Genomic DNA, 20394 nt, shown 5'->3' on the forward strand with positions numbered 1-20394 from the left:
GCGACGACCCCGTCCAGCAGCGCCTCGGGCGTGGGCGGTCCGGCGGGGTCGGCGGGGGGGGGGGGGGGCGCGGGCCCCGCCCCCCCCCCACCCCCCTTCCTCCGTGACGGAGCTACCGGCTCAGTACCAGTTGTGGCTCTGCCAGAAGGTCCACGCCGCGCACGGCGAGCCGTAGCGCTCCTTGATGTAGCCCAGACCCCACTGGATCTGGGTCGCGGGGTTGGTCAGCCAGTCGGCGCCGGCGGTCGCCATCTTCGTGCCGGGCAGCGCCTGCGGGATGCCGTACGCGTCGGAGGTCGGATTGTCCGCGTACACCTTCCAGTTGCTCTCCCGGAACCAGAGCTGGTCCAGGCAGGAGAACTGGCCGGAGACGGACCAGCCGAACTGCCCGAACTTCCACTGGGCGGTGATCTTCACCGTACGGGCTATGCCCATCGCGTTCATCGTGGCCGGGCCCGTGATGCCGTCCACGGAAAGGCTGTGCGACCGCTGCCAGTTGGCCACCGCCGTGGTGGTGCCGTCGCCGTAGGCGCCGTCGGCGGTGACGCCCGCCTTCCGCTGGACCTCCTTGACCTTGTTGTGCAGGCCGAGTTCGGTACGACCGCCGTACGTACCGTCCTCGTCAAGGCCGTTGTCGCGCTGGAACGCGCGGACCGCGCTGGTGGTCTGGCTGCCGTAGACGCCGTCGGCGGAGCCCTGGGGCAGGTAGTTGAGGCCGATCAGATTGCGCTGGATCCAGGTGGTGGAGTCCAGGGCCTGCGCCGCCGGCGCCTGGACGAGACCGAGGGAGACGGCGAAGAGCAGGGCGAGTGCCGCGGCGACGCAGGAGACGAGCCGTCCGCGTCGGTCGCGGCCGTCGCGTCGGTCGCGGCCGTCGGGGACGAGGGGTTGGGGGCGGGCTGTTCTTCGGATGGTGGCCGGCATTCCGGGGGCTCCTCGGGATTCGGATGATGTCCGGAGGTACGGGACCCGGCCATCGTGGAGGCGCCCGCGGGTCGGAAAGGGCCTCGAACGGCGGGTACGGGACAGTGCGGGACAACCACGGGATGTCCCAGGACGCCCGGGACGCCTCCCCCGGCCGGACGCGGCTCCCCGATCAGCGCACGACGCCCGGCACCGCCGTTACGCCAGGGCCTCGTTCACCAGCCGCGCCCACTGGGCCACCACCCGTTCCCGGCGCGCCCGATCGTCCGTCAGGAGGGTGGCGAGGCCCAGGCCGCGGGCCATGTCCAACAGGCCCTGGACCGTTTCCCGTACACCCGGGCGGGACTCGTCGGCGCCCAGGACCTCGACGGCGATCCGGTGGGACTCGCGGCCGACGCGCGCCTCCAGCTCGGTGACCCGGTCCCGGAGCTGGTCCTCGCCGGAGGCCGCGACCCAGAGGTGCAGCGCCGCCCGGAACAGCGGCCCGGTGTAGAGGTCGACGAGGGCCTCGACGGCCTCGGTGCGGTCCCGGGACGGGAGGCCGCGCAGGGCCTGCGAGCGTTCCTCGGCGACGTACTCGACGGCCGCCGTGAAGAGGTCCTCACGGGTCGGGAAGTGGTGCTGCGCCGCGCCCCGGGAGACGCCGGCCCGCTCGGCGACGACGGCCACCGTGGACCCCGCCCAGCCACGCTCGGCCAGACAGGCCACGGCGGCCTCCAGGAGCCGCTGCCGGGTGGCGCGGCTCCTGTCCTGCTTGGGTGCGGTCACAGCCGCCATTCGGGGTCCCGTCGTTCGAGGAAGGCCGTCATCCCCTCGCGCGCCTCGGCGGAGGCGAAGAGCGTGGCCGACCTCCGCACCAGGTCCTCCGCGTCGCGCTCGAAGGCTTCCAGGACTCTAGCGGTGACCAGCCGTTTCGCCTCCCGCAGGCCCTGCGGGGAGGCCGCGCGCAGGGCGTCGACGATGCCGTCGAGCTCGGTGTCGGGGGCTGTCACGAGGCCCATGGCGAGGGCCTCGGGGACGCCGAACCGCTCCCCCGTGAGGTAGTAGCGGGCGGCCGCGCGGCTGTCGAGCTTCGGGAGGAGGGTGAGGGAGATGACGGCCGGCGCGACCCCGATCCGTACCTCCGTGAGCGCGAAGTCCGCGGCCTCCCCCGCCAGCACGATGTCGCAGGCCCCGAGCAGGCCGAGGCCGCCGGCCCTGGCGTGGCCCGTGACGAGGCCGACGACGGGTTTCGGCAGTTCGACGAGCTGCCGGAGCAGGTCCACGAAGGCGTACGGGCTGGGCGGGGCCTTCAGGTCGGCGCCCGCGCTGAACGTGCCGCCGGTGTGGGTGAGGACCACCGCCCGGACCGCCGGGTCCTTGCCGCAGGCGGTGAGGGCGTCGGCGAGCTCGGTGACGAGGTGCGTGGAGAGGGCGTTGCGGGTGGCCGGGGAGTTCAGGGCGAGGGTGGTGATTCCCCGCTCCTCGGAGACGTCCAGCAGTGGCGTACGCGAGGTCATGCGCGGTCCCTCAGTTCTCGGCGGAGGATCTTGCCGGACACCGCCCTCGGGATGCTCTCGACGAACTCCACGCGGCGGACCTTCTTGTACGGGGCGACGCGTCCGGCGACGTACGCGATGACGTCCTCGGCGGTGAGGCCGGGCGCGGGGAGGCCGGGGGCAGTGGAGCCGGGCGCGGTGGGCTGGCGGACGACGAAGGCCTTCGGGATCTCGGTGCCCTCGGCGTCGGTGACGCCGATGACGGCGGCGTCGGCGATGCCGTCGTGCGTGAGGAGGAGCGCTTCGAGCTCGGCCGGCGCGACCTGGAAGCCCTTGTACTTGATGAGCTCCTTGACCCGGTCGACGACGAACAGCCAGCCGTCGTCGTCGACGCGTCCGATGTCGCCGGTGTGGACCCAGCCGTCGCCGTCGATCATCGCGGCCGTGGCGTCTGGACGGCCCAGGTACCCCTTCATGACCTGCGGCCCCCGGATGGCGACCTCGCCCGCCTCGCCCGGAGCGGCGTCCTTCGACGGGTCGTCGAGGGAGAGGATCCGCAGCTCGGTGGAGGGCAGCAGCTTGCCGACGGTGCCGGGCGGCGGGTTCTCGACGGAGAGCGGGGTGACATGGGTGCCCGGGGAGAGCTCCGTCATGCCGTACGCCTGGCGGACGGGCGGCAGCCTGAGGCGGGCCGAACAGGCCTCGGCGAGAGCCGCGTCGAGCGGGGCGGCGGAGCAGACGATGTACTCCAGGGACGACAGGTCGTAGTCGGCGACGGCCGGGTGCTTGGCGAGGGCGAGGACGATCGGCGGAGCCACGTACAGGCCGTTGATGCGGTGCTTCTGGATCGCGCCGAGGAAGGTGTCGAGGTCGAAGCGGGGCAGGACGACGACGGTGGCGCCCTGGCGGAGCGGGGCGTTCATGAGGGCCGTGAGGCCGTAGATGTGGAAGAAGGGGAGGACGGCGAGGACGCGGTCGCCCGGGCCCATCGGGACCAGCGGCGCGAGTTGGGCGAGGTTGGTGGCGATCGACGTGTGCGTGAGCATCACGCCCTTGGGGACGCCGGTGGTGCCGGAGGAGTACGGGAGCGCCGCGATGTCCTCGTCGGGGTCGATGGAGGGCTCCGGGACGGGTCCGGTGGAGGCCAGGAAGGACTGCAGCGAGCGGATCCCCTCGCCTTCCGGCGCCTGGTCGCAGACGAATATCTCCGCGATGCCGCCGACGAGTTCGGCCGCCGCCCGGGCCGCGGGGAGCAGCGGCGAGACGGTGACGATCCAGCGCGCTGAGGAGTCGCGGAGCTGCTTCGCGAACTCCTCGGGCGTGGCGAGCGGGTGGACGGTCGTGACGGAGGCGCCGGCGCGGGTGGCGGCGTAGAACGCGATCGGGAAGAGCACGGTGTTGGGGCTGTGCAGGGCGAGCACGTCGCCCTTGCGGACCCCCGCCTCGGCGAGACCGGCGGCTACCCGCCGGTGGAAGGCGTCGACCTGGGCGTGCGTGAGGGTCAGTTCGCCGGCTCCGTCGATGAGGGCCGGGGTGTCGCCGAACTCGGCGGCGCGGCCGAGGACCGCGTCGTGGATCGGGAGGGAGACGGTGGGAACGTGCTCGTACTCGCTGTGGAACACCATGTGTTGCCCCCTGAGCGGCGATGGAAGATGAGACCTCTCGGCACCGGAAAACAATCAAGCACGCTTGCATGGTTGTTGGGAAGACGTGGGGCGGCGGGGGCGGCGGCGGGATCCGGCAGGGAGCGGGGGGCGGGACCCGGGAGGGCCGTCGGCGGGATCCGGCAGGGAGCGGAGGCGGGATCCGGCAGGGAGCGGAGGCGGGATCCGGCAGGGAGCGGGGAGCGGAGACTGCCGTGTGCGGGTAGTGCGGTGGGTGGGCGCGGGCGGGACCCTGCCTCCATGCGAACGAGCTTCAAGGTCCAGGCCGCCCTCTCCGGCGGACTGAGCGCGCTGATGCTGCTGGCGGCGGCGCTGACGCTGCTGCCGGGGCGGCTGCCGCTGCCGTCCCCGCGGACGCTGACGGTCGTGGACTTCGCCGTGCTCTTCCCTCTCCTCGGGGTCGCCGTCCTCTGGGGGATGGCGTACGGGGCCGACCGCGGCAACCCGTGGCCGGCCTTCCGCTGCCTGCCCGGCCGGGTGCAGGTGGCGACCGGAGCGCTGTTCGGGGCCGGGATCGCGATGAGTGTCGCGGCCTTCGCGACGGAGCGCACGGCGGCTCCGGAGAGCCTCCAGTGCTTCGCGCTCGCCCTCCCGGGGACGGTGCTCGCCGGAGCGGCGGTCCTGATCCTCGTCTGCGGGGAGTTGCGGCGGGCGGACGATGCCGTGGCCGCCGACGCCCGTGCGGCAGTGGGTGGTTGACCTGCACGCATGGTCTTCAAGCGTCTGTTGGGCAGGGGCGGCATACCGCTCGAAATCGATACGATCATTCATTCCGGGCCGGCTCGGCCGGGCGGCCGGCTCTCCGGAGAGGTCGTGGTGCGCGCGCCCGAGCGGGACGTGGAGGTGGGGTCCATCAGCATGCGGCTCGCGGCCAACGTCTCGGTGGCGCACAAGGGCGACGGCGACGGTGAGCATCGCGGTGAGACCTTCGCCTTCCCCGACGCGAGCGGCTGGTTCACGCTCAAGAAGGGCGAGGAGCGACGGCTGCCCATCAAGCACCGGCTCAAGTGGGAGAGTCCGCTGTCCGAGGTGCGGGGGCGGGAGGTCGCGACGCTGGGCGTGCATACCGAGGTCGAGGCCGAAGGCGTCAAGGACCAGACGGACGACGACTTGGTGCGGATCACCTCGACGCCCCTGCACGACGCGGTGTTCGAAGCTTTGGCCACCGCGGGATACGAGCTCCGGACCTCGCGGATCGTCCCGGACACGATCCCGGGCACCGAGTACCACGTCTACCTCGCGCAGAGCTTCCTCCTCGTCGACCAGTCGCCGAGCGGCGAGTCGTCGAGCGGGGAAACGCGCGCCAAGAGTCTGGAGTTGGTGTTCCACGCCAACGCCGTCGGCTGCGAGATCTTCCTCCGCAGGGGAGCCCTCCGCGAGAAGACCTGGAGGGAGAAGAAGCCCGCACTGCGGTATGTCGCCGCCCATCACGACGTCGGCCGGGTGGACTTCGAGGCCGAGGTGCGGCGCTGGATCTCCGAGGTCACGCTGCTCGGTGACCGTCAGGGCGACGACGAGGACTGACGTCACCGGCCGCCCGTGCGGGTCACGCGGCGGTCCAGCGCGGCCTGGCCGCGCGCGAGCCACCGCACCGGCCAGTGCAGCAGCACGGCGAGGCACAGCAGCCAGCCGAAGGCGTGGACCGCCCAGACACCGGCCATGGTCGGGCCGCCCCAGGCCTGGTGGTAGTCGGTGTCCAGGTACCAGATCGGGTAGCCGAGGTTGCGGACGGTGTTGAACAGCGCGTAGCCGACGAGCACGAAGGCCGCCGTGTCCAGCGGCAGCCCGAGCGCGGCACGGGAGAGCACCCGGCCACCGGTCCAGCCGCCGAACCCGCCGGCGGCCTCGCGACCCGGCTCGGCGACGGCCTCGCGGCGACCCGGCCCGCCGGCTGCCTCGCGACCCGCCCCGCCGACCGCATCACGACCCGGCCCGTCGGCGAGCCGTGCCCGCAGGCGCGCGGCCCGGTCGCGCCGGCCCGTCAGGGTCAGCGCGACCGCCGCCGCGCCGCACGGGAGGGCGAGGAAGGCGCGTGCGGTGGTGCGGACCGTGGTGGCGATCGGGGACATCTTCGGGCTCCTCACCCTCGCTGGGCTGACGCCCGCACTGTCCCGCCCCCACGGTGTCGCCGTCGTCGCACCCTGGAGCCAGATGCGAGGTCATACCTCAGTACGACTTGGGCAGCCCCAGCGTCTGGTGCGAGACGAAGTTGAGGATCATCTCCCGGCTGACGGGGGCGATCCGCGCCACGCGGGCCGCCGTGACCAGCCGGGCCAGGCCGAACTCCTTCGTCAGGCCGTTGCCGCCGAGGGTGTGGACGGCCTGGTCGACGGCCTTCACACAGGCCTCGGCAGCCGCGTACTTCGCCATGTTGGCGGCCTCGCCCGCGCCCATGTCGTCGCCCGCGTCGTAGAGCTGGGCCGCCTTCGCCATCATCAGGCGGGCCAGTTCCAGCTCGATGTGGGCCTGCGCGAGCGGGTGCGCGATGGCCTGGTGCGCGCCGATCGGCGCCTTCCAGACGGTGCGCTCCTTCGCGTACCGCACCGCCTGCGCGAGCGCGTACCGGCCCATGCCGATCGCGAACGCCGCCGTCATGATCCGCTCCGGGTTGAGCCCGGCGAAGAGCTGGAGCAGGCCCGCGTCCTCGTCGCCGACGAGGGCGTCCGCCGGCAGGTGGACGTCGTCGAGCGTGAGCTCGAACTGCTTCTCGTCGGCGTCCAGTTCCATCTCGATGTGGCGCCGCCCGAAGCCGGGCGCGTCGCGCGGGACGATGAAGAGACAGGGCTTGAGGCTGCCCGTACGGGCGTCGGACGCGCGGCCCACGATCAGGGTCGCGTCCGCGATGTCGACGCCCGAGACGAAGACCTTCCGGCCGCTCAGGACCCAGCCCTCCTCGGTGCGGGTCGCGGTGGTCGTGATGCGGTGGGAGTTGGAGCCCGCGTCGGGTTCCGTGATGCCGAAGGCCATGGTCTTCGAGCCGTCCGCGAGGCCCGGGAGCCAGGTCCGCTTCTGCTCCTCCGTGCCGAAGCGGGCGATGACCGTGCCGCAGATGGCGGGCGAGACGACCATCATGAGGAGCGGGGCCCCGGCGGCGCCCGCCTCCTCCAGGACGATCGACAGCTCGGCCATGCCGCCGCCCCCGCCGCCGTACTCCTCGGGGAGGTTCACCCCGAGGTAGCCGAGCTTGCCCGCCTCGGCCCACAGGGCTGCCCGGTCGAAGCCGGGGCCGTGGCGGTGCCCGAGCGCGGAGACGGCGGCGCGGAGCGCGGTGAGCTCTTCACTCTCGATCATGCTGCTCATACGGTCTTGTCCTCCTGTGCTTCGGTCTGTACGACGGCGAGCAGGGCGCCGACCTCGACCTGGCGGCCGGGGGCGGCGTGGAGCGCGGTGAGCGTGCCGGAGGCGGGAGCGGTGACGCGGTGCTCCATCTTCATGGCCTCCAGCCAGAGGAGCGGCTGTCCCGCGGTGACCCGGTCGCCGACGGCCAGGCCGTCCGCGACCCGGACGACGGTGCCGGGCATGGGGGCGAGCAGGGAGCCGGGTTCCCGCTGGTCGGCGGGGTCGGGGAAGCGGGGGCGGGCGGTGAGGCGGTGGGGGCCGGCGTGGACGGTGCCGTCCTCGTACGCGGTGACGTCGAAGCGCCGTACGACTCCGCCGATGTCGAGGCGTACGCCGTCGGGAGCGGCCGACACGACCCGGACGCCCTCGGGGGCCGTGACCTCGTAGCCGCCGCCCCGCGCGGGCCGGTAGCGGATCTCGTGCTCGCCGTACGCCTTGACCTGGTCCTGGGAGGCGATGTTGCGCCAGCCGCCGAACCTGCCCGTGTTCCCTGCGGCCTCGGCGAGCGCGGCGGCGACCGCCGCGTACACCTCGCCGTCCCGGGGGGCGGCCAGCGCGTCCGGGTTCCGCTCGTAGAACCCGGTGCCGAGCCGGGCGGGGTCCGCGAACTCGGGGTGCCGCAGGGAGGCGACGAGCAGGTCCCGGTTGGTGGCGGGACCGTGGATCACCGTCCGTTCGAGGGCGTGGGCGAGCTTGCGGACGGCCTCGGCGCGGGTCGGCGCGTGCGCGACGACCTTGGCGAGCATGGCGTCGTAGTGCACGGGCACGGTGTCCCCGGAGGCGTATCCGGTGTCGACGCGGATGCCCGGCCCGGTGGGGAACTCCAGGCGGTGCAGGAGGCCCGCCTGCGGGGTCCAGCCCGTGGCCGGGTCCTCGGCGTAGAGCCGGGCCTCCACGGCGTGGCCGCTCGGCGCCGTCGGGACGGCGGGGAGCCGGGCGCCCTCGGCGACGGCGATCTGGAGGGCGACGAGGTCGATGCCGTACACCTCCTCGGTCACGGGGTGCTCGACCTGGAGGCGGGTGTTCATCTCCAGGAAGTGCACCGCGTGGTCCTCGTCGACGAGGAACTCGACCGTTCCCGCGCCGACGTAGCCGACGGCCGTCGCGGCGTCCCTCGCCCGCTCGTACAGCCCCTGGAGGAATTCCTCGGGGTATCCGGGGGCGGGGCTCTCCTCGATCACCTTCTGGTGGCGGCGCTGGAGCGAGCAGTCGCGGGAGCCGATCAGCCGGACGCCGCCGTGCCGGTCCGCGAGGACCTGCACCTCCACGTGCCGGCCGTTCTCCACGTACCGCTCGACGAAGACCTCGCCGTCCCCGAAGGCGCTCTCCGCCTCGGCGGACGCGGCCTTCAACGCGCCTTCCAGTTCGTCGAGTTCGCGGACGATCCGCATGCCGCGCCCGCCGCCGCCCGCCGCCGCCTTCACCAGGACGGGGAGGTCGGACGCGGTCACCTCCGTGAGCGGCTCCACCCGCATGAGCTCCTTCGCCCGGGTCTTCGAGGCCATCGCCTCGATGGCCTCCGGCGGCGGGCCGATCCAGACGAGACCGGCGGCGGTCACGGCCCGCGCGAAGTCGGCGTTCTCGGAGAGGAAGCCGTAGCCGGGGTGGACGGCGTCGGCACCCGCCGCGAGCGCCGCCCGCACGACGAGGTCGCCGCGCAGGTACGTCTCCGAGGGCGCCGCCCCCGGCAGCCGTACCGCCGCGTCGGCCTCCCGGACGTGCAGGGCGTCGGCGTCCGCGTCGGAGTACACGGCCACGGTGGAGATGCCCAGCTCACGGCAGGTGCGGAAGACCCGGCAGGCGATCTCTCCCCGGTTCGCGACCAGGAGGGTCGAGATCGGGACGGCCGGGGGCGGGACGGCCGGGGGCGTCGTCAGGGGCTTCGGTTCGGTCACGTCGGTCATCTGGGCCTCACATCCGGAAGACGCCGAAGCCGCCGCGCGCGCCCTCGACCGGTGCCGTGTGGATCGCGGACAGGCACAGCCCGAGGACCGTGCGGGTGTCGCGGGGGTCGATGACCCCGTCGTCGTACAGCCGCCCCGAGAGGAACATCGGGAGGGACTCCGACTCGATCTGCGCCTCGACGAGCGCGCGGAGACCGGCGTCGGCGTCTTCGTCGTACGGCTGTCCCTTCGCCGCCGCGCTCGCGCGCGCCACGATCGACAGGACGCCGGCGAGCTGCTGCGGCCCCATGACGGCGGACTTCGCGCTCGGCCAGGCGAAGAGGAAGCGGGGGTCGTACGCCCGGCCGCACATGCCGTAGTGCCCGGCGCCGTACGACGCGCCCATGAGGACGGAGAGGTGGGGGACGCGCGAGTTCGCGACGGCGTTGATCATCATCGCGCCGTGCTTGATGATGCCGCCCTGCTCGTACTCCTTGCCGACCATGTAGCCGGTGGTGTTGTGGAGGAAGAGGAGCGGGATGTCGCGCTGGTTGGCGAGCTGGATGAACTGCGCCGCCTTCTGCGACTCGGCGGAGAACAGCACGCCCTGCGCGTTGGCGAGGATGCCGACCGGATAGCCGTGCAGGGACGCCCACCCGGTCGTGAGCGAGGTCCCGTACAGCGGCTTGAACTCGTCGAAGTCGGAGCCGTCGACGATCCGGGCGATCACCTCGCGCGGGTCGAAGGGCGTCTTGAGGTCGCCGGGAACGATCCCGAGGAGTTCGTCCTCGTCGTACTTCGGGGGCTGCGCGAGTGGCGGATCGGTGTGCGCCTTGCGGTGGTTGAGGCGGGCGACGATCCGGCGGGCCTGGCGGAGCGCGTCGACCTCGTCGACGGCGTAGTGATCGGCGAGGCCGGAGGTCCTGGCGTGCATCTCGGCACCGCCGAGGGACTCGTCGTCGCTCTCCTCCCCCGTCGCCATCTTCACGAGCGGCGGGCCGCCGAGGAAGACCTTCGACCGCTCCTTGATCATCACGGTGTGGTCGGACATGCCGGGGACGTACGCGCCGCCTGCCGTCGAGTTGCCGAAGACGACCGCGACAGTGGGGATGCCGGCGGCGGAGAGGCGGGTGAGGTCGCGGAAGAGCGCCCCGCCGGGGATGAAGATCTCCTTCTGGGAGGGCAGGTCGGCGCCGCCCGACTCGACGAGGGAGATGACGGGCAGCCGGTTGGCGAACGCGATCTCGTTGGCCCGCAGGGCCTTCTTCAGCGTCCACGGGTTGGAGGCGCCGCCGCGCACGGTCGGGTCGTTGGCCGTGATCAGGCACTCGACGCCCTCGACGACCCCGATGCCGGTGACGAGCGAGGCGCCCACTGTGTACTCGGGGGAGGCACTGCCCCAGGCGGCGAGCGGCGACAGCTCCAGGAAGGGGCTGTCGGGGTCGACGAGCAGCTCTACGCGCTCGCGGGCGAGGAGCTTGCCGCGCCCCCGGTGCCGGGCCGTGTACTTCTCGCCGCCGCCCGCGAGGGCCTTGGCGTGCTCGCCTTCGAGGGCGGCGAGCTTGTCGAGCATCGCGGCGCGGTGCTCTCGGTACTCGGGTCCGCCGGTGTCGAGGGCGGTGGCGAGGACGGTCACAGGAGTACCTCCGGTATGTCCAGGTGCCGGGAGCGGAGCCACTCGCCGAGGGCCTTGGCCTGGGGGTCGAACCGGGCCTGGGAGGCGACGCCGTCGCCGAGGATCCCGGAGACGGTGAAGTTGAGAGCCCGGAGATGCGGGAGGACATGCCGCGCGATCGGCAACTCCGCTGTCTCCGGCAGGAGTTCGCGGAACGTCTCCACGGTCAGCGCGTGCGCGAGCCAGCGCCACTCCTCGTCCGTGCGGACCCAGACGCCGACGTTGGCGTCGCCGCCCTTGTCGCCGCTGCGGGCGCCGGCGATCCGGCCGAGGGGGGCGCGGCGGGTGGAGTCGTACGGGAGGGGCGGTGGGAGCTCCGGGTCGGGTACGGGGACCAGGTCCGCGCCGCTCGGCGGTACGGGGACGGGGACGCGGGTGCCGTCCGGGAGCACGGCCGTGTGCGGGACGTCGGCGGCGGGGACGTACGCGGCCCCGAAGACGCCGTAGGGGGCGCCCTTCCCGGGGGGCGCGGTGACGTGGAAGCCGGGGTAGCTCGCGAGGGCCAGTTCGATCGCGGCGCCGGTCAGGGTGCGGCCGACGGCTTCCGGGGAGGGGTCGCGGACGACGAGGCGGAGCAGGGCGCTCGCGGTCTCCTCGGTGGGGGCGTCGGGGCGGTCGGTGCGGACCAGCTCCCAACGGACCTCCTGGGGGCGGGAGTCGGCGCGCTCCAGGGCGTCCTCGATCTGGTCGCGGACGAGCCGCGCCTTGGCCTCGATGTCGAGGCCGGTGAGGACGAACACGACCTCGTTGCGGAAGCCGCCGAGGCGGTTGAGGCCGACCTTGAGGGTGGGGGGCGGGGCCTCGCCCGTCACGCCGTGGATCCTGACCCGGTCGGGTCCTTCCTGGACGAGCCGTACGGTGTCGAGGCGGGCCGTCACGTCGGGGCCGGGGTAGCGGGCGCCGGCCGTCTCGTACAGCAGCTGGGCCGTGACCGTACCGACGTCGACGAGGCCGCCCGTGCCGGGGTGCTTGGTGATGACGGCGCTGCCGTCGGCGTGGAGCTCGGCGAGCGGGAAGCCGGGGCGGCGGAGGGTGGACGGGTCGTGTGCGGCGAAGAAGGCGTAGTTGCCGCCGGTGGCCTGGGTGCCGCACTCCAGGACGTGCCCGGCGACGACCGCGCCCGCCAGCCTGTCGTACTCCTCCGGGCCCCAGCCGAAGTGCCACTGCGCGGGTCCGGTGACGAGGGCCGCGTCGGTGACGCGGCCGGTGACGACGACGTCGGCCCCGGCGGCGAGGCAGGCGGCGATACCGGCTCCGCCGAGGTAGGCGTTGGCCGTCAACACCCCGTCCTGCCAGGGCAGTCGGTCGCCTTCGACGTGGGCGATCCGGGTCGGCAGGCCGAGCTTCGCGGCGAGCGCACGCAGGGCCTCGGCGAGTCCGGCGGGGTTCAGGCCGCCCGCGTTGGCGACGATGCGGACGCCGCGCTGGTGGGCGAGGCCGAGGCCCTCCTCCATCTGGCGCAGGAACGTCTTCGCGTATCCGGCGGCCGGGTCCTTGAGCTGGTCGCGACCGAGGATGAGCATGGTCAGCTCGGCGAGGTAGTCGCCGGTGAGGACGTCGAGCTCGCCGCCGGTGAGCATCTCGCGGACGGCGTCGAAGCGGTCGCCGTAGAAGCCGGAGGCGTTGCCGATGCGGAGGACCACTACTCCGCCTCCCTGGGCGCGCGGCCGGTGCCCGCCGGGCCGGCGAAGGCCTGGGCGATGCCGAGCCAGCGCTCGGCGTCGGGGCCGTGCGCGACGAGCGCGGTGTCCTCGCGATGGACGCGCTGGGTGACGAGGAGGCAGAAGTCGAGGGCGGGGCCGGTGACGGTCTGGGCGGCGCCCTCGGGCCCGTACGCCCACATCTCGCCGCCGGGGGCGGTGAGTTCGACGCGGAAGGGCTCGACGGGCGCCGGGATCCCCCGCACGAGGAAGGCGTAGTCGCGGGCCCGGACGCCGATCCAGGCGACGTGCCGGAGCCGGGCGGTGGGCGCGCGGACGGCCCCGAGGGCGTCGGCGACGTCCTGGCCGTGCGCCCAGGTCTCCATCAGCCGGGCGGTGGCCATGGCCGGGGCGCTCATCGGCGGCCCGTACCAGGGGAAGCGCACGCCCTGAGGAACCGCCCGGAGGGCGTCCTGGAGGCGCTCGCGGCCCGCGCGCCAGGCGGCGAGGAGCTCGGCGGGCGGCAGTTTCGCGCCCTCCTCCGCGCCCTCGTCGACGAAGCGGTCGGGGGCGGCGAGGGCCTTCTCCGTCTCGACGGCGAAGGCCTCGGGGTCGGTGGCGGCGAGGAGGGCCGCCCGGTCGGTCCAGGCGAGGTGGGCGATCTGGTGGGCGACGGTCCAGCCGGGCGCGGGGGTCGGCGCCGCCCACCGCTCCGGACTCAACTCACGTACGAGCCTGTCGAGTTCCTGGCTCTCCTCGCGCAGATCGTCGAGGACGACGGCGGGATCGGACACGGTGCGCTCCCCTCGGGACACAGCGGCGGCACGACGACGGCGACGGCGGCGCTCGGCGGCGTGTCCCGGAGCATGGCAGCGAACCAGAAAACAATCAAGCATGCTTGCTTTGATTTTCCGGCACCCGTCGGACCACTGCCGAACTCGCTACCCTTCTGCAACACTTGACGAGCACCGCTTCGCACGACCACGGGGGTCTCATGAGCATGGACATCGAACTCTCCGACCTGCTCGCCTCGCTGCGCTCAGAGATCAGCCGCGCCCGGCTGGAGGCGGCGAACGAGGACGTGAGGTTCCGTATCGACTCCATCGACCTGGAGCTCCAGGTCTCCGTGGAGAAGTCCGCCGAGGCGAACGCGGGCATGAAGTTCTGGGTGGTCTCGCTCGGCGGCAAGGCGGGCGCGAAGAGCGGCCAGACGCACACGGTGCGGATGACGCTCTCCGCGGAGGAGGCCACGACCGGGCAGAAGGTCCTCACCGGCGACGACGTCTCCGACCTCCTCGGTGCCGGCTGAACGGCCCGTGACCGTACCCGACACGGCCCGGGTGGCCGAGGTCGTCGTCACGGGGAACGGCACGATCGGGTACGGCTCCGGATACCGCATAGCGAACCGGCTCGTCCTCACCGTGAACCACCTCTTCGGCGAGGACCCGCGCCCCGGCACGTGCACCGTCCGCCTCGGCGGCGGCGACATCGCGCTGGCGGCGACGCCCGTATGGCGCGGCAAGGACGGCCGGGACCTGGCCCTGTTACGCCTCGACGACGCCCCCGCGGACACCGTCCAGGCGGTGTCCTTCGGCGTCCTGCCGCCGGGCGCGGGCAGCGTGCCCTTCATCGGGATCGGTTTCCCGGCCTTCGCGACCCGTCCCAAGGAGCCCGGCATCGAGGGCCTGCGGCGGCGGGACAGCCGGCAGGCCCAGGGGTTCGTCCTGCTGGGCTCCAACATGAAGTCGAGGTACCTCGACCTCCAGTACACGACCACCGCGCCCCTCCCGGCCCCGGGCGAGGAGGACCCCGACCCGTGGCGGGGCATGTCGGGCGCCGCGTTCCTCACCCCCACCGGTGGACTCCTCATCGGTGTGCAGGCGCACCGGCTGCCCGCCGCCGGGATCGCCGGCGCCGAGGCCGAGCCCATCGCTGACGCCCTCGACGACCCGGACCTCCGCCACCAGCTCCTCCTCGGTGGCGTACGGTACGAGCCCCGGCCCGTCGCCCTCGGCGACGAACCGCCCGAACCCGAGCCGGAGCCGGTGCTGCGCGCGGTCATCCCGCAGCACGAACTCGTCAGCGGCTTCGGTGACTTCAAGAAGAACCTCACCTCCGAGCAGCTCTCCTTCGTCTCACCTGGACCCGACCACCCGGCCGAGCCCGCCAACCTCTTCGTCCGTCTCGTCGGCTCGGGCGACCGGGGCGTCCTGCTCGTGGGCGCGGCCGGCACGGGAAAGACCCGGGCCGGCATCGAGGTGGGCCGGATCGCCCTCGACGCGGGCTGGCGCGTCCTGCACGTCCTGCCCGGCGAGGACAGCTCCGTCACCGAGGTCATCGCCGAGCAGGTCTGCGCGGAGCAGACCCCGGCCCTCGTCGTCGTCGACTACCTCAACGAGTCGCAGCTCGACCTGCCGGCGCTGCGGCACCGGCTCATCCCGGCGGCGCGCCGCCGCGACATCCCCGTCGCGATCCTCGCGTCCGTACGCCCCGGGTGGCTGCGGAGGGCCAACCGGGGGCAGCTGCACGACCTGTTCGACGAGGTGGAGCTGCGCCAGGACGACGCCTTCCAGCAGCAGGTCGCCGACAACGCCCTGCACGCGCTCGCCCCCGCGGCGACGGAGCACTACGGCATCGCGCGGATGCGGGAGATCTGCGGGCACCGCCCGATCGTCGCGCTGCTCGTCGCGCGCGAGGTGGAGCGGCGCGTCACCTCGGGCCTGTCCCTGCCGGAGCCGACGGGGCTGCGGGAGGGCGGGGAGATCCCCCGGTGGCTGAAGAGCCGCCTCGGCGAGGACGACCTGGCCGTGCCGGGCCGCACCCATGCCTTCGTACCGGCGCGCGCCTCCCACTCCCTCGTGGCCGCCGCCGCTGCCACGGCGGCGTGCCCGCAGCCGCGCGAGGAAGTGACGACGGCGGCACGCGCGGCGCTGGCGGCGGCGGCGGGGGGACCGGAGGTGGCCGGGGACGGCACGGCACTCGCCGGACCACAGGGAGCCGGACCACAAGGAGCCGGACCACAAGGAACCGGACCGCAGGGAGCCGGACCACAAGGAGCCGGACCACAAGGAACCGGACCGCAGGGAGCCGGACCACAGGGAGCCGGACCGCAGGGAGCCGGACCGCAGGGAGTGATACCGCAGGGAGTGATACCGCGCGCCGAGGACGTCGTCGCCACCCTCCTCTCCCTCGGCTGGCTGGAGAGCGACCCCGACGGCATGCTGACCGTCGCCCACGACCTCGTCACCGACCAGCTCGTCGAGTCCGTCCTCCTGCCCGAGCGGGACGGGGCGCCGGACACCGCCGGGGCGTACGCCCTGCTCGCCGGGTGTCTCGTGAGCCCCCGCGCGGTGGGCCGCGCCGCGCTGAACGTCGGGCGGCTCGTCAACGACCTGGCGCTCGCGGACCGTTCGGGGCCCGTCTCCGCCGTACTGAACACCTGGTTCACCCAGCACACCGCGGCTCTCGGCGCCGTCCTGCGCCTCGACGCCGGCGTCGGCAGCTACGCCCTCGGCGCGGTCTGCTCGGGCGCGCCCTGGTCCGTGTCCGCGGTCCACTGCTGGCCGCAGGTCGTCGGCCCCTGGCTCGCGGACTTCGGCACCCGCATCGTCGCCCGGCACCTGCTCTACCGGGGACTCCACCACCTCCCCGAGGAGGGCGCCCGGCTCCTGCTGCCCACGGTGTGGTCCTGGCTCGCGCGGCACGGGCAGAACGGGCAGGCGAGCTTCGTCCTGGGCCCGCTGCTGTCCCGTACCGACCTCGACCCCGACGCGGCGGCGAAGGCGATCACCACCGCCCTCACCTGGCTCACCACCCACACGACCGCGCAGGAAGCGCAGTTCGTCCACAGCCGCCTCCTGCCCCGTACCGACCTGGACGCCGACGCGGCACGGGTGGCGATCACCACCGCTCTCGCCTGGCTCGCCGCGCACCCCACGGCCCGGGAAGCCCAGTTCGTCCTCAACCCCCTGCTCTCCCGGACCGATCTCGACGTCGCCCCCGGCGCGGCGGCGAAGGCGAACGCGACCGGCCTCACCTGGCTCGGCACCCACGCCACCACCCTGGACGTCGGCTTCGTCCTCGGGCCCCTGCTGGCACGCGCCGACCTCGACCCCGAGACGGCGAAGAGGGCGATCGCCGCGGGCCTCGTCTGGCTCAGGCACCACGGCGCCATCACCGAGGCGCAGTTCGTCCTCAACTCGCTGCTCTCCCGAGTCGACCTGGACGCCGACACGACGAGGACGGCGATCGCCACCGCCCTCGCCTGGCTCAGGAGCCACGGCACGACCCCGGAGGCCCAGTTCGTCCTCGGCGCGCTTCTCAAGCAGCTGCCGCACGGAGACGCCTCTCCCGAGGTGCGGGACATGGTCGACACCTGGGTGGGCCTCCACACGCCGCAGCAGGACTTCGCGTACTTCAGCAAGTGGGTGCTGCGCCAGCGGCTGATGAGCCCGACGATCCTGCGGGCGCTGCTCGACTGGGCCCGCGCCAACCCCGACAACGAGGACCTCATCCCGCGGATGGCGGGGACGGCGTTCCAGCTGGGGCCGTACCTCACGACGTGGGAGGAGGCACGCGACTGGATCCGCACCGTCGAACTCTGCCTGGACCACGCCGAGCGCCACGGGCCGTCGTCGAACGTCAACGGTGTGCTGGACACCCTCGTGTCGACGCTGCCCCAGCACTTCCGTACGGGGGTCGGGGCGGCCTGGGCGGACGACTGCATCCGTAGGTGGCTGGCGCTGCCCTTCGCCATGGACCCCCAGGTCTTCCGCCACCACCACGGGATCATCACCCGCAGCCACGCGGTGCTCCTGAGAGGCGGGTACGACCGGGCCGAGCGGGAGAGGGTCGCCCGGCGGTTACGGGCGTGGGTGTCGGCCTGGCCCACGCGCGAGTGGAACGCGGCCGTCCTCGACTACATCGACACCCACATGCTGCCCCCACGCCCACCCATCCCCAAGCCCCGCCCACCGGCACCGGGCCCCCCGGCACCACGCCCGCCGTCATCGGACGCCCCGGCACCGGACGCCCCGCCCCCGACCTCGCCGGCACCGCGTCCCCCAGCACCACGCCCACCGGCACCGGACGCCCCGCCCCCGGCCCCTCCGGCACCACGTCCTCCGGCGCCGCGTCCCGCCCCGCCCAGGAAGCGGCCCGCTGCGGTCAGTCCCCCTGCTCTTCCGCGAGAAAGCTGACCGGTCGGCTCCTCACCCGCGAAGGGAAGCCGGGGGATCGGTCCTGGCCGAGGTCCTGGCCGAGGTCCTGGCCGAGGGCCTAGCGGAGGGCCCGGCGCGGGCGGGGGACGAGTTCGCCGCCGCAGTTGGGGCAGACGTCGTTCATCGCGTCGGCGCACGGTACGCAGAAGCTGCACTCGTACGTGCAGATCCGGGCCGGTCCGTCCACGGTCAGAGTCGCCGTCTCACAGCGCTCACAGCGGTCTCGCATCTCCAGGGCCATGATCGGCTCCCCCCTCTTCGTACGTCCGGTTCCCCCTCATCCTCCGAGGCCGCCCCGTGCCTCCGAAACAGGCCGGAAGACAAAGATCGAAAGGATCGGGCCACCGGCTCGCGGGGCCTCCGGCTCAGTGCCGGACCAGGCAGAACGGGTGCCCGGCAGGGTCTCCGATCGCTCCGGAACCACCGTTCTGGAGGCGTGCCGGTCATGGCAGCATCTGCGCAGGTCAGCGAGCGTGTGAGGGCTCGCGGGAATCCGTTGTCCCCTATAGAGACTGTGAGGACGAAACGCGAGGCGGACGGAAGCGGGAACTCGTCCGGCCCTACGGGGAGCATGGAGGAACGGCACACAGAGGGGCATGACGGTGGGCTCTCGACTGCGGAGGGACGCGGGATCTTCCCGCTCTCTACAGCCAGCGTGGGGACAGATCGCAGACAGCCCGTAACGGTCGAGCCGGACAGCCTGCGCGGCGTACGCGTCGTCCGGCTGTCCGTCTGGACCGACGAGACCACCAGCCCCGAGCGGCAGCGCGACGCGGACGACCAGGCCGCCGCAGCGCTCGGGATCGATTTCGGAGAGGGGGACGCAGCACGCAAAGCGGTGGACCTGGACGTGTCCGCGTCCAGGGTGACCCCCTTCGACCGCCCCGAGCTGGGCAAGTGGCTCGCCCGGCCGGACGAGTTCGACGCGCTCGTTTGGTGGCGCTTCGACCGTGCCGTCCGGTCCATGGCCGACATGCACGACCTTGCCCGCTGGGCGAGGGAGCACCGGAAGATGCTCGTCTTCGCCGAAGGGATCGGTGGGGGCCGGCTGGTGTTCGACTTCCGCAACCCGATGGACCCCACGTCCGAACTCATGATGATGATGCTCGCCTTCGCCGCCCAGGTGGAGGCGCAGAGCATCAAGGACCGGGTGACCGGCGCGCAGGCCGCTATGCGGCTGATGCCGTACCGCTGGAAGGGCGGACGGCCGACGTACGGCTACAGGATCGTGGACATGCCGAAGGCGGGATTCCTTCATCACGTCCCCGGCTCTGATCGGCTGGAAGATGCACGACGGCAAGCCGGTCCGGGACGGGCAGGGGATGCCGGTCATGGTGACCACGACGCCGGTTCTCACCCGTGAGGAGTTCGACGTGGTGGGCAGGGCGTTCGCGGCCCATCGTGAGAGGTGCACGCCCCACAGCCGCAGCGACCAGGCGTCCAAGCTGCTGCGGGTCGCGCACTGCGCCGGCTGTGGCAGCCGCATGTATCACATGTCCAACAAGACCAGGGGAGTTCAAGCAGCAAGCTACAAGTGCACTGCACACCTGACGGGCATCAAGTGCCCCGCACCCGTGGCGATCCGCGCGGACTGGTTCGAAGAGTACGTAGAGCGCGAATTCCTCGCCCTGGTCGGCCCGATCCCATCAGCCGCACCATCGTCACACCCGGCTACGACCCCGCTCCGGAGATCGCCGCGACTCTCGCCGAGTACGAAGCGCACCAGGAAGAGAAGGGCCGCCAGAAGTCCAGCGCGGCAAAACGGGCCTGGCAGGAACGCGCGGACGCCCTCGACAACCGCATGGCGATGCTGAAGGCAACCCCGGCCCGACCGGAGACACGGGAAGTCACGCCGACCGGGCGCACGCTGGCGGACGAGTGGGCAGAGGCGGACGACGAAGCCCGCCGGCCCAACGGCAAGAGGCGTCGCGCTTAGACCGCGAAGGTTCCCGGTTCGAGTCCGGGGGCGGGCACGCAGAGAACGACGACCAGGCCGACGACATCGAGGGGGCGCCATGCGCTGTATCGACTGCACGGAGCCGGCGACCCATCGGGGCCGCTGCAAGACCCACCACGGGGCGTACGAGCGACGGCCGACCGTCCGCACTCGCCGAGCACGGAGCCGACGACGAGCGGCCCGGAACGATGCTGCTGCACGGCTCCGGAGCCGTATCGACGGACGGGGCTCGGCCTGGTGTGACTGGTGCCTAGACGACTTCCCCGCCGATGCGGTGGACGTGGACCACGTGCGGCCCCTCTCGATGGGAGGGACCGACACGGACGGCAATGTTCAAGTGCTGTGCCGGGGCTGTCATGGGTTGAAGACGCGGACGGAGTTCGGGGCCGCTGGATCGTGCCGCACTTCGTGAAGGTGCTGTACGGCAACAATCCCGGCTCGCCTACCGCTGTGCCCACCATGTTCCGGCTACCCCGCCAGCAGTGGTGACCACGGCGACGAGCCAGGACGGGACGCGCTGAATGGTCAAGTGCACCGGTCCCGCCCGCAGTTCGAAAACGGGTCGGGTCTTGGCGTCGGTTGTCATGGCTGCCTTTCGCATGTGGGTGCGTTCAT

18 protein-coding genes, 1 tRNA gene and 1 pseudogene are annotated in these 20394 nt (G+C 72.8%); 9 read left to right on the plus strand and 11 right to left on the minus strand.

Annotation, left to right across the window (positions count from 1 at the left end; translation table 11 throughout):
- Window positions 1–120: 120 nt before the first annotated feature.
- The 4 genes from ACWFR1_RS03030 to ACWFR1_RS03045 form a co-directional block, all read right to left on the minus strand.
- Window positions 121–924 carry a peptidoglycan-binding domain-containing protein gene (locus ACWFR1_RS03030; RefSeq protein WP_453545790.1) on the minus strand — a complete coding sequence of 268 codons (804 nt, stop codon included), beginning with the start codon at window positions 922–924 and terminating at the stop codon, window positions 121–123.
- 198 nt (window positions 925–1122) lie between these two features.
- Window positions 1123–1701, minus strand: a complete 579-nt coding sequence (locus tag ACWFR1_RS03035) for a TetR/AcrR family transcriptional regulator (protein WP_453545792.1) — start codon at window positions 1699–1701, stop codon at window positions 1123–1125.
- Window positions 1689–2423, minus strand: a complete 735-nt coding sequence (locus ACWFR1_RS03040) for an enoyl-CoA hydratase family protein (protein WP_453545794.1) — start codon at window positions 2421–2423, stop codon at window positions 1689–1691. The genes ACWFR1_RS03035 and ACWFR1_RS03040 overlap by 13 nt, the downstream gene beginning before the upstream one ends.
- Window positions 2420–4027 carry a 4-coumarate--CoA ligase family protein gene (locus ACWFR1_RS03045; RefSeq protein WP_453545796.1) on the minus strand — a complete coding sequence of 536 codons (1608 nt, stop codon included), beginning with the start codon at window positions 4025–4027 and terminating at the stop codon, window positions 2420–2422. Before ACWFR1_RS03045 ends, ACWFR1_RS03040 begins: the two co-directional genes overlap by 4 nt.
- Window positions 4028–4306: 279 nt before the next feature.
- Between ACWFR1_RS03045 and ACWFR1_RS03050 the strand changes: the two genes are divergently transcribed.
- Together ACWFR1_RS03050 and ACWFR1_RS03055 are read left to right on the plus strand one after the other, a co-directional pair.
- Window positions 4307–4765, plus strand: coding sequence for a hypothetical protein (locus tag ACWFR1_RS03050; protein WP_453545799.1), 459 nt, complete (start codon window positions 4307–4309; stop codon window positions 4763–4765).
- Between the two features lie 9 nt (window positions 4766–4774).
- The gene (locus ACWFR1_RS03055) at window positions 4775–5590 is read left to right on the plus strand and encodes a sporulation protein (RefSeq protein WP_453545801.1); all 816 of its coding nucleotides are present in this window, start codon (window positions 4775–4777) and stop codon (window positions 5588–5590) included.
- Window positions 5591–5592: 2 nt separating this feature from the next.
- On the opposite strand, the gene ACWFR1_RS03060 is transcribed toward ACWFR1_RS03055, so the two are convergent.
- From ACWFR1_RS03060 to ACWFR1_RS03085, 6 genes are all read right to left on the minus strand, one after another.
- A complete protein-coding gene (locus tag ACWFR1_RS03060) occupies window positions 5593–6135 on the minus strand; it encodes a hypothetical protein (protein WP_453545803.1) in 543 nt (180 codons plus the stop codon).
- A 97-nt stretch (window positions 6136–6232) separates the two neighbouring features.
- Window positions 6233–7366, minus strand: coding sequence for an acyl-CoA dehydrogenase family protein (locus tag ACWFR1_RS03065; RefSeq protein ID WP_453545805.1), 1134 nt, complete (start codon window positions 7364–7366; stop codon window positions 6233–6235).
- On the minus strand, window positions 7363–9309 hold the full coding sequence (locus ACWFR1_RS03070; RefSeq protein WP_453545807.1) for an ATP-binding protein: 1947 nt from the start codon (window positions 9307–9309) through the stop codon (window positions 7363–7365). The genes ACWFR1_RS03065 and ACWFR1_RS03070 overlap by 4 nt, the downstream gene beginning before the upstream one ends.
- A gap of 7 nt (window positions 9310–9316) precedes the next feature.
- Window positions 9317–10924, minus strand: coding sequence for an acyl-CoA carboxylase subunit beta (locus ACWFR1_RS03075; protein WP_453545809.1), 1608 nt, complete (start codon window positions 10922–10924; stop codon window positions 9317–9319).
- Window positions 10921–12606 (minus strand): acyclic terpene utilization AtuA family protein, encoded by a 1686-nt coding sequence (locus ACWFR1_RS03080; protein WP_453545812.1) that lies wholly within the window; start codon window positions 12604–12606, stop codon window positions 10921–10923. Before ACWFR1_RS03080 ends, ACWFR1_RS03075 begins: the two co-directional genes overlap by 4 nt.
- The gene (locus ACWFR1_RS03085) at window positions 12606–13397 is read right to left on the minus strand and encodes a TIGR03084 family metal-binding protein (RefSeq protein ID WP_453545814.1); all 792 of its coding nucleotides are present in this window, start codon (window positions 13395–13397) and stop codon (window positions 12606–12608) included. The genes ACWFR1_RS03080 and ACWFR1_RS03085 overlap by 1 nt, the downstream gene beginning before the upstream one ends.
- A gap of 200 nt (window positions 13398–13597) precedes the next feature.
- On the opposite strand from ACWFR1_RS03085, the gene ACWFR1_RS03090 reads away from it, so the two are divergent.
- Both ACWFR1_RS03090 and ACWFR1_RS03095 read left to right on the plus strand, forming a co-directional pair.
- On the plus strand, window positions 13598–13912 hold the full coding sequence (locus ACWFR1_RS03090; protein ID WP_453545816.1) for a trypco2 family protein: 315 nt from the start codon (window positions 13598–13600) through the stop codon (window positions 13910–13912).
- Between the two features lie 7 nt (window positions 13913–13919).
- Window positions 13920–17801 carry a hypothetical protein gene (locus ACWFR1_RS03095; protein WP_453545817.1) on the plus strand — a complete coding sequence of 1294 codons (3882 nt, stop codon included), beginning with the start codon at window positions 13920–13922 and terminating at the stop codon, window positions 17799–17801.
- 79 nt (window positions 17802–17880) lie between these two features.
- Here ACWFR1_RS03095 and ACWFR1_RS03100 read toward each other — a convergent pair whose 3' ends face one another.
- Window positions 17881–18063, minus strand: coding sequence for a DUF1272 domain-containing protein (locus tag ACWFR1_RS03100; RefSeq protein ID WP_453545819.1), 183 nt, complete (start codon window positions 18061–18063; stop codon window positions 17881–17883).
- 330 nt (window positions 18064–18393) lie between these two features.
- Between ACWFR1_RS03100 and ACWFR1_RS03105 the strand changes: the two genes are divergently transcribed.
- The 5 genes and pseudogenes from ACWFR1_RS03105 (at window position 18394) to ACWFR1_RS03125 (ending at window position 20191) form a co-directional block, all read left to right on the plus strand.
- Window positions 18394–19185 carry a recombinase family protein gene (locus tag ACWFR1_RS03105; RefSeq protein ID WP_453545821.1) on the plus strand — a complete coding sequence of 264 codons (792 nt, stop codon included), beginning with the start codon at window positions 18394–18396 and terminating at the stop codon, window positions 19183–19185.
- A 130-nt stretch (window positions 19186–19315) separates the two neighbouring features.
- Window positions 19316–19381: pseudogene (locus ACWFR1_RS03110) on the plus strand (hypothetical protein); the annotation flags it as partial.
- A 2-nt stretch (window positions 19382–19383) separates the two neighbouring features.
- Window positions 19384–19758: a hypothetical protein gene (locus tag ACWFR1_RS03115; protein WP_453546229.1), complete on the plus strand. Its 375-nt coding sequence runs from the start codon at window positions 19384–19386 to the stop codon at window positions 19756–19758.
- Window positions 19723–19795 (plus strand) — tRNA-Leu (locus tag ACWFR1_RS03120). Before ACWFR1_RS03115 ends, ACWFR1_RS03120 begins: the two co-directional genes overlap by 36 nt.
- A gap of 42 nt (window positions 19796–19837) precedes the next feature.
- Complete coding sequence (locus tag ACWFR1_RS03125) at window positions 19838–20191, plus strand: HNH endonuclease (RefSeq protein WP_453545823.1); 354 nt, start codon at window positions 19838–19840, stop codon at window positions 20189–20191.
- Window positions 20192–20394 lie beyond the last annotated feature (203 nt).

The organism is Streptomyces sp. NPDC055103, assembly GCF_053607625.1.

Coding starts and splice junctions, on each gene's coding strand:
- ACWFR1_RS03030 (WP_453545790.1), bottom strand. CDS start 924: ATGCCGGCCACCATCCGAAGAACAGCCCGCCCCCAACCCCTCGTCCCC.
- ACWFR1_RS03035 (WP_453545792.1), bottom strand. CDS start 1,701: ATGGCGGCTGTGACCGCACCCAAGCAGGACAGGAGCCGCGCCACCCGG.
- ACWFR1_RS03040 (WP_453545794.1), bottom strand. CDS start 2,423: ATGACCTCGCGTACGCCACTGCTGGACGTCTCCGAGGAGCGGGGAATC.
- ACWFR1_RS03045 (WP_453545796.1), bottom strand. CDS start 4,027: ATGGTGTTCCACAGCGAGTACGAGCACGTTCCCACCGTCTCCCTCCCG.
- ACWFR1_RS03050 (WP_453545799.1), top strand. CDS start 4,307: ATGCGAACGAGCTTCAAGGTCCAGGCCGCCCTCTCCGGCGGACTGAGC.
- ACWFR1_RS03055 (WP_453545801.1), top strand. CDS start 4,775: ATGGTCTTCAAGCGTCTGTTGGGCAGGGGCGGCATACCGCTCGAAATC.
- ACWFR1_RS03060 (WP_453545803.1), bottom strand. CDS start 6,135: ATGTCCCCGATCGCCACCACGGTCCGCACCACCGCACGCGCCTTCCTC.
- ACWFR1_RS03065 (WP_453545805.1), bottom strand. CDS start 7,366: ATGAGCAGCATGATCGAGAGTGAAGAGCTCACCGCGCTCCGCGCCGCC.
- ACWFR1_RS03070 (WP_453545807.1), bottom strand. CDS start 9,309: ATGACCGACGTGACCGAACCGAAGCCCCTGACGACGCCCCCGGCCGTC.
- ACWFR1_RS03090 (WP_453545816.1), top strand. CDS start 13,598: ATGAGCATGGACATCGAACTCTCCGACCTGCTCGCCTCGCTGCGCTCA.
- ACWFR1_RS03100 (WP_453545819.1), bottom strand. CDS start 18,063: ATGGCCCTGGAGATGCGAGACCGCTGTGAGCGCTGTGAGACGGCGACT.
- ACWFR1_RS03105 (WP_453545821.1), top strand. CDS start 18,394: ATGGAGGAACGGCACACAGAGGGGCATGACGGTGGGCTCTCGACTGCG.
- ACWFR1_RS03125 (WP_453545823.1), top strand. CDS start 19,838: ATGCGCTGTATCGACTGCACGGAGCCGGCGACCCATCGGGGCCGCTGC.